7 protein-coding genes are annotated in these 5949 nt (G+C 69.7%); 3 read left to right on the top strand and 4 right to left on the bottom strand.

From position 1 onward, the window contains the following. The 3 genes from KHY18_RS26655 to KHY18_RS26645 all read left to right on the top strand — a co-directional run. A partial coding sequence (locus KHY18_RS26655; RefSeq protein ID WP_502769429.1) for a permuted SH3 domain-containing protein occupies nt 1-203 on the top strand: 203 nt, incomplete at its 5' end. Next, nucleotides 200-1423, top strand: coding sequence for an ABC transporter permease (locus tag KHY18_RS26650; protein ID WP_213307397.1), 1224 nt, complete (start codon nt 200-202; stop codon nt 1421-1423). The genes KHY18_RS26655 and KHY18_RS26650, both read left to right, overlap by 4 nt. A gap of 9 nt (nt 1424-1432) precedes the next feature. Further along, the gene (locus tag KHY18_RS26645; protein WP_283771376.1) at nt 1433-2137 is read left to right on the top strand and encodes an ABC transporter ATP-binding protein; all 705 of its coding nucleotides are present in this window, start codon (nt 1433-1435) and stop codon (nt 2135-2137) included. Here the strand turns inward: KHY18_RS26645 and KHY18_RS26640 are convergent. The 4 genes from KHY18_RS26640 to KHY18_RS26625 all read right to left on the bottom strand — a co-directional run bounded on the left by KHY18_RS26640 (nt 2134) and on the right by KHY18_RS26625 (nt 5946). Then, nucleotides 2134-2985 (bottom strand): lysoplasmalogenase, encoded by an 852-nt coding sequence (locus KHY18_RS26640; RefSeq protein WP_213307395.1) that lies wholly within the window; start codon nt 2983-2985, stop codon nt 2134-2136. The two genes, KHY18_RS26645 and KHY18_RS26640, sit on opposite strands and share 4 nt — an antisense overlap. A 70-nt stretch (nt 2986-3055) precedes the next feature. After that, entirely contained in the window at nt 3056-4120 is a 1065-nt protein-coding gene (locus KHY18_RS26635; RefSeq protein ID WP_213307392.1) for an ABC transporter ATP-binding protein, read from the bottom strand. 4 nt (nt 4121-4124) lie between these two features. After that, a complete protein-coding gene (locus KHY18_RS26630) occupies nt 4125-4991 on the bottom strand; it encodes a carbohydrate ABC transporter permease (RefSeq protein ID WP_213307389.1) in 867 nt (288 codons plus the stop codon). Next, nucleotides 4981-5946: a carbohydrate ABC transporter permease gene (locus KHY18_RS26625; RefSeq protein ID WP_213307399.1), complete on the bottom strand. Its 966-nt coding sequence runs from the start codon at nt 5944-5946 to the stop codon at nt 4981-4983. The genes KHY18_RS26630 and KHY18_RS26625 overlap by 11 nt, the downstream gene beginning before the upstream one ends. Between the last annotated feature and the right edge of the window lie 3 nt (nt 5947-5949).

The following is a 5949-nucleotide window of genomic DNA, read 5'->3' as shown; positions in this document are numbered from 1 at the left end:
CGGCCGACCCCGCGGCCAGCGCCGCGAGCGCCCAGGTCATGGTCGTCGAAGGCGGCAAGGCCAGGGCGCGCAGCGTCAGGCTGGGCCTGCGCTCGCTCGCGGCCGTCGAAGTGCTGTCGGGGCTGGAAGCCGGCGAACGCGTGCTGACCGCTCCCGTGACCGACGGCCAGCGCGTGCGCGCGCTCGTGTCACCGCGTCGATGATGGCCTGGCTGGGCTTCGAGCGCCGCGTCGCGCTGTGCTTTCTGCGCGAAGGGCGCATGCAGACGCTGCTGATCATCGCCGGCGTCGCCGCGGGCGTGGCCGTGGTCACCTACATCAGCGCGCTGATCGCGGGCCTGCAGGCCAATACCGTCGCCAAGACGCTGGGCACGCAGGCGCATCTGACGCTGCGCGCGCCCGACGACCGCGTGCTGCCGGCGCTGCCGCCGCAGGCCGGCGCCGAAATCACCGAAGTCCAGCCGCGCGCCCAGCGTCTGCGCTCGGTCGCCAACTGGCAGCTGCTGCTGCCGCAGCTGCAGGCCTGGCCCGGCGTGACCGCGGTCTCGCCCATGGTCTCGGGCGCGGGGCTGGCGCTGCGCGGCGAGGCCACGCAGGCGATCGCGCTGATGGGCGTGGACCTTGAACGCTACCGGCGCATCATCGATCTCGACAACAAGATCGCCAGCGGCCGGCTGCAGCTCGCGCCCGGCGAGGCCATGGTCGGCGTCGAACTCGCGGCCGATCTGGGCCTGCGCGCCGGCGACCGCTTCACCATAGACACCGGCAGCGCCACCGAGTCGGTGCGCGTGAGCGCGCTGCTCGATCTGGGCGTCAAGGACCTGAACCGGCGCAGCGTGCTGGTGCCGCTGCGCAGCGCGCAAAGCCTGCTGGGCCTGCCCGGCGGCGCGACCGTGCTGGAACTGCAGCTCGCCGATGTCTGGCAGGCGCAGGACATGGCGCGACAGATGCGCGCAACCTATCCTTATCGCGTCGAAAGCTGGCAGGACAACAATGCCCAGCTGCTGTCGGCGCTGGCCGCGCAGTCGATTTCCACGGCCGTGATTCGCGCCGTGGTGCTGGCCGTGGTGGTGCTGGGCATTGCGAGCGTGCTGGTGGTGTCGGTGGTGCAAAAGCGCCGCGAGATCGGCATCCTGCGCGCCATGGGCGCGACGCGCGGCCAGATCGCGCGCGTGTTCCTGCTGCAGGGCGCAATGGTCGGCGCGGGCGGATCGGTGCTGGGCCTGTTGCTCGCGGGTCTGCTGATCTGGGCCTTCACCCAGTTCGTGCGCGGGCCCGACGGCGGCCCGCTGTTCGCGATCACGCTGTCGCTGCCCACCATGCTGCAGGTGTCGCTGCTGGCGACCGTGTGCGGCGTGCTCGCGGCCGTCGCGCCCGCGCGGCGCGCGGCGGCGATGGACCCGGCGCAGGCCATACGCATCTGAGACAGCACCATGGCGAACACTCCTCTGCTGCAGCTGTCCGGCCTGCGCAAAAGCTACAACCTGGGCCAGCCCAACGCGGCCGAAGTGCTGCATGGCATTGATCTGCGCATTGGCGCGGGCGAGTTCGTCGCGCTGATCGGCCCCTCGGGTTCGGGCAAGAGCACGCTGCTCAACATCCTGGGCCTGCTCGAGCCCGCGACCGACGGCAGCTACCAACTGCAGGGCGCGGAGATGGCGGGCCTGGGCGACGCCGCGCTCACGCGCCGGCGGCGCGAGGCGCTGGGCTTTGTGTTCCAGTTCCACCATCTGCTGCCCGCTTTCACGGCGCTGGAAAACGTCACGCTGCCCGCGCTGATGGCGACGGGCCGGGTGACGGCCGGCGAACGCGCGCGCGCCGAGGAACTGCTGGCCGCCGTGGGCCTGGCCGATGCGCTGCACAAGCGCCCCGGTGAACTGTCGGGCGGAATGCAGCAGCGCGTGGCGATCGCGCGCGCGCTGGTGCATGGCCCGGCCCTGGTGCTGGCCGACGAACCCACGGGCAACCTCGATACCGCGTCATCGCAGGCGGTGTTCGAGCTGCTGCGCGCCATTCATGCCGAGCGCGGCACGGCCTTCGTGCTCGTGACCCACGATCCGCGCCTGGCCGCGCGTTGCGACCGCGTGGTCGAACTCGTCGATGGCCGGATTGCGAACGACGGGCCGCCGCCGGGCTAACGCGGCGCGGGGCGCATGGCGCACAGCACTCCGGTGACGATCAACGCCTGGGCGAGGTAATAGCTCGAAAGAACGCCCAGTTGCGCCGCCGGCAGCGGCTGCACGAAGCGGTTGATTGCGAGCAGCGAATCGCTGAGCATGAAGCTGCAGGAACCCAGCGCCACCAGCAGCGCCGCGGGTCTGTCGGCTTGCGGCGTTTCATGCCAGCGGCCCCAGGCCTGGGCGGCCATCAGCGCGATCACCAGCACATAGGCCGCGACCGGCAGCCGCAGGCCCGCGGGCAGGCCGCCCCGCCAGAGAAACGTGTACATGGCGACGGCGATCAGCAGTACCAGCGCCAGTGCGCTGCGCTGCGCGAACCAGCGCCGGCCCTGCTTGAACAGCGCGATGTAGAACAGGTGGGCGAGCAGGAACGCGGCGAGGCCGGGAATGAACAGGCCGCCGAGCATCAGGAACACATCGCCGGCCAGCGACGCGGCCAGCGCCGCGAGCAGCAGGCGGGCGCCACGCATGGTCGCGTTGCCGTGCATATGCAGCGCCACGGCGACGATGGCGCACAGCATGGCCAGCGGCTTGAAGACCAGGTGCCAGGGCTGCAGGCCCAGCGCGCTGCTGGCCGTGGCCAGCGCGCCGGCCTGCAGCATGCACGCCAGGGCCGGCGACATGCGGCTGCGCAGCGCGGCCACGCCCGTGAACAGGCTGACGAGCACCGTGGCCCAGGCCACGGTGAATTCGGCCAGCGGCGGATGGCCGGTGTCGGCCGCCAGCACCCGCCAGGCAAACAGCAGCGCGCAGAAGATGCCCAGGGCCGGTCCGGACCAGGGCAGTGCATAGCGGGAAAGGTGCATGCCAGCGATTGTGGAGCGCGGTGTGGGCGCTGGCGATGCAGAAGAACCCTTGGGCGGATGGCCGCCGGCTTCAGTTCAAGCGCGTGCCTGACGAGCGATCGAACACGTGCAATTGCGCGGCGTTGGGCCGCAGCCCCAGCGTGCTGCCCGGCCGCAGATCGATGCGTTCGCGCGACACCGCGATCACGTTCTGGCCGCCCAGGCGCGCGGCGATCTGCGTTTCGGCGCCCGTGGGTTCGAGCACCTGGACTTCGGCGCGCAGTCCCTGTTCGGTCGAGGTGACTTCGAGGTGTTCGGGGCGCACGCCCAGCCAGACCGCGCGGCCCGGCGCGAGCGTGAGGCCCTTGGGCATGGGCAGCAGCAGGCCGTCGTCGGTCAGCACGCGCCCGCCGTCCTGCGCACGCCCGGCGACCAGGTTCATCGCGGGCGAGCCTATGAAGCCCGCGACGAAGGCATTGCGCGGCCGGTCGTAGAGTTCCAGCGGCGTGCCCACCTGTTCGATGCGGCCGTCCTTGAGCACCACGATGCGGTCTGCCATGGTCATGGCCTCGATCTGGTCGTGCGTCACATAGAGCGTGGTCGTTCCCAGCCGCTGGTGCAGCGCCTTGATCTCGGTGCGCATCTGCACGCGCAGCTTGGCGTCGAGGTTCGACAGCGGTTCGTCGAACAGAAAGGCCTGGGGCTCGCGGATGATGGCCCGGCCCATGGCCACGCGCTGGCGCTGCCCGCCCGAAAGCTGGGCCGGGCGGCGATCGAGCAGGCCTTGCAGGTTGAGAATGGCGGCCACATCGTCGACGCGCTGCTTGCGCAGCGCCGGCCGCACGCCCTGCAGCCGCAGCGCGAAGCCCAGGTTCTCGGCGACGCTCATGTGCGGGTACAGCGCGTAGTTCTGGAACACCATGGCGATGTTGCGCTCGCGCGGCGCGACGTCGTTGAGGCGCTGCGTGCCCAGCAGGATTTCGCCTTCGTCGACGGCTTCCAGCCCCGCGACCATGCGCAGCAGCGTCGACTTGCCGCAGCCCGAAGGGCCGACCAGGGCGACAAATTCGCCGTCCTTGATGTCCAGCGACAAGTCGTGCAGCACGGCCTGGCCCGCGTAGTGTTTGCGCAGATTGCGCAGTGAAATGGAAGCCATGGAATCAGTCCTTGACGCCGCCAGCCGTGAGGCCGCGCACGAGGTATTTGCGCACCAGCAGCGTGAAGGCCACGACCGGCAGCATCACCAGCGTTCCCGCGGCCGCGATCTTGGTCCATTCCCAGCCGTCGTACTGCAGGAAGTTGACGATGGCCACGGGCGCGGTGACGGCCTGGGTGCGCGTGAGAATCAGCGCGAAGAAGAAATCGCTCCATGAGAAGATGAAGCACAGCACGGCCGTCGAGACCAGGCCGGGCCGCGTGAGGGGCAGCGTCACATGCCAGAAAGCCGACCAGACGCCGCAGCCGTCCATCCATGCGGCTTCTTCGAGCGCCGCGGGAATCGCGGCGAAGAAGCTCTGCATCAGCCAGATCACGATGGCGAGATTGAACGTCAGATAGATCAGCGTGAGCCCCCAGACCGTGTCGAGCAGGCCGGTCCAGCGCAGCGCCAGAAAGAACGGAATGGTGAACGCGATCGGCGGTGCCATGCGCGTGCACAGAATCCACAGCGCCACATGGCGGCGCGCGCGAAAGCGCCAGCGCGTGAGCGCATAGGCCGCGGGCACGCCGATGGCGAGCGCTAGCGCGGTCGACAGCGTGCTGGTCAGCAGACTGTTGCTGAACGAGCGCGCGAACTGGTCTTGCCACAGCGCGCGGAACGCGTCCAGCGTGGGCACGAACAGCAGCCCGGGCTCGAACGCCATGTCGGCGGGACGCAGCGCGAGCTGCACCATCCAGAGGAACGGAAACAGCAGCACGGCCAGCAGAGCCAGCGCCGCGATCTCGCGGCCATGGCGGCGCAGCCAGCCGGGCGTGCGCGGCTTGTCCGAGGGGAAGGGCGGCTCGTAGAGCGCGGCTTCAGCGTGCATCGTCGCCTCCGTCACGGCCCAGGCGGCTGACCAGCGCGATCGCGTTGCCATAGCCCCAGAAGGAGAAGTTGAAGGCCTGGATGAATCCATAGAAATTCGTGACTTCGGTGACCGTGCCCGGGCCGCCATTGGTCAGTACGTAGAGCAGCGGAAAGGCCTTGAAACTGTCGATCAGCCGGAACAGCGCGCAGACCAGCAGCACCGCGCGGATATGCGGAAAGACGATGAAGCGGAACAGCTGCCAGCGGTTGGCGCCGTCCATGCGCGCGGCTTCGAGCGGGTCATCGGGAATCATCTGCAGCGCGGCGAGCACCATCAGCATGGTGAACGGAAACCACTGCCAGGTGTCTGCCGCGACCACGGCCCACAGCGCCGTATCGGGGTTGGCGATCAGCGAGCGCAGCGGCCAGCCCAGCGCTTCGAGCGCCTGGTGCAGCGGGCTGATGTCTGGTGTGTAGATGATCTTCCAGATCAGCGCCACGACGATGGGCGGCAGCACCATGGGAATCAGGAACAGGCTGCGCACCGCGCCCAGCACGGGCGAGCGGCCGTGCAGCAGCAGCGCTATGCCCAGTCCCATCAACAGCTGCAGCGTCACGCCCACGCTCGACAGCTGGAACTGCACCCACAGCGAATGCCCAAAGCGCGGGTCCTGCAGCAGTTGCCGGTAATTGCCCAGCGGGTCGCGAAAGTGGAATGTGCCCGTGGGGTCGGTCAGGCTCAGCGGCGTGAGGCTCACCACCATCAGCGTGAGCAGCGGCGCCAGCGTGATCAGCGCGAGCACGATCAGCGCCGGATACAGGCCCCAGCCATAGGCGCGGCGTTGCTGGTGCTGCCAGCCGGGCGCGGGCGCAGCCACTGGCGGCGCGGGCGCGTGCGTGCGGCTGGGCAGATAGAAGTGCTGGCCGGCTTCGCCGGCGGGCAGCGCGGGAGCGAGAGCGGGTGGGGCGTGCATGGG

It is taken from the genome of Acidovorax sp. CCYZU-2555 (assembly GCF_018413525.1).
GTDB lineage: Bacteria > Pseudomonadota > Gammaproteobacteria > Burkholderiales > Burkholderiaceae_C > Comamonas.
This window is presented reverse-complemented; position numbering and strand designations above follow the sequence as displayed.

Bases quoted from the DNA above. Each gene is read 5' to 3' on its own strand.
- KHY18_RS26650 (WP_213307397.1), top strand. From the start codon at position 200: ATGATGGCCTGGCTGGGCTTCGAGCGCCGCGTCGCGCTGTGCTTTCTG.
- KHY18_RS26645 (WP_283771376.1), top strand. From the start codon at position 1,433: ATGGCGAACACTCCTCTGCTGCAGCTGTCCGGCCTGCGCAAAAGCTAC.
- KHY18_RS26640 (WP_213307395.1), bottom strand. From the start codon at position 2,985: ATGCACCTTTCCCGCTATGCACTGCCCTGGTCCGGACCGGCCCTGGGC.
- KHY18_RS26635 (WP_213307392.1), bottom strand. From the start codon at position 4,120: ATGGCTTCCATTTCACTGCGCAATCTGCGCAAACACTACGCGGGCCAG.
- KHY18_RS26630 (WP_213307389.1), bottom strand. From the start codon at position 4,991: ATGCACGCTGAAGCCGCGCTCTACGAGCCGCCCTTCCCCTCGGACAAG.
- KHY18_RS26625 (WP_213307399.1), bottom strand. From the start codon at position 5,946: ATGCACGCCCCACCCGCTCTCGCTCCCGCGCTGCCCGCCGGCGAAGCC.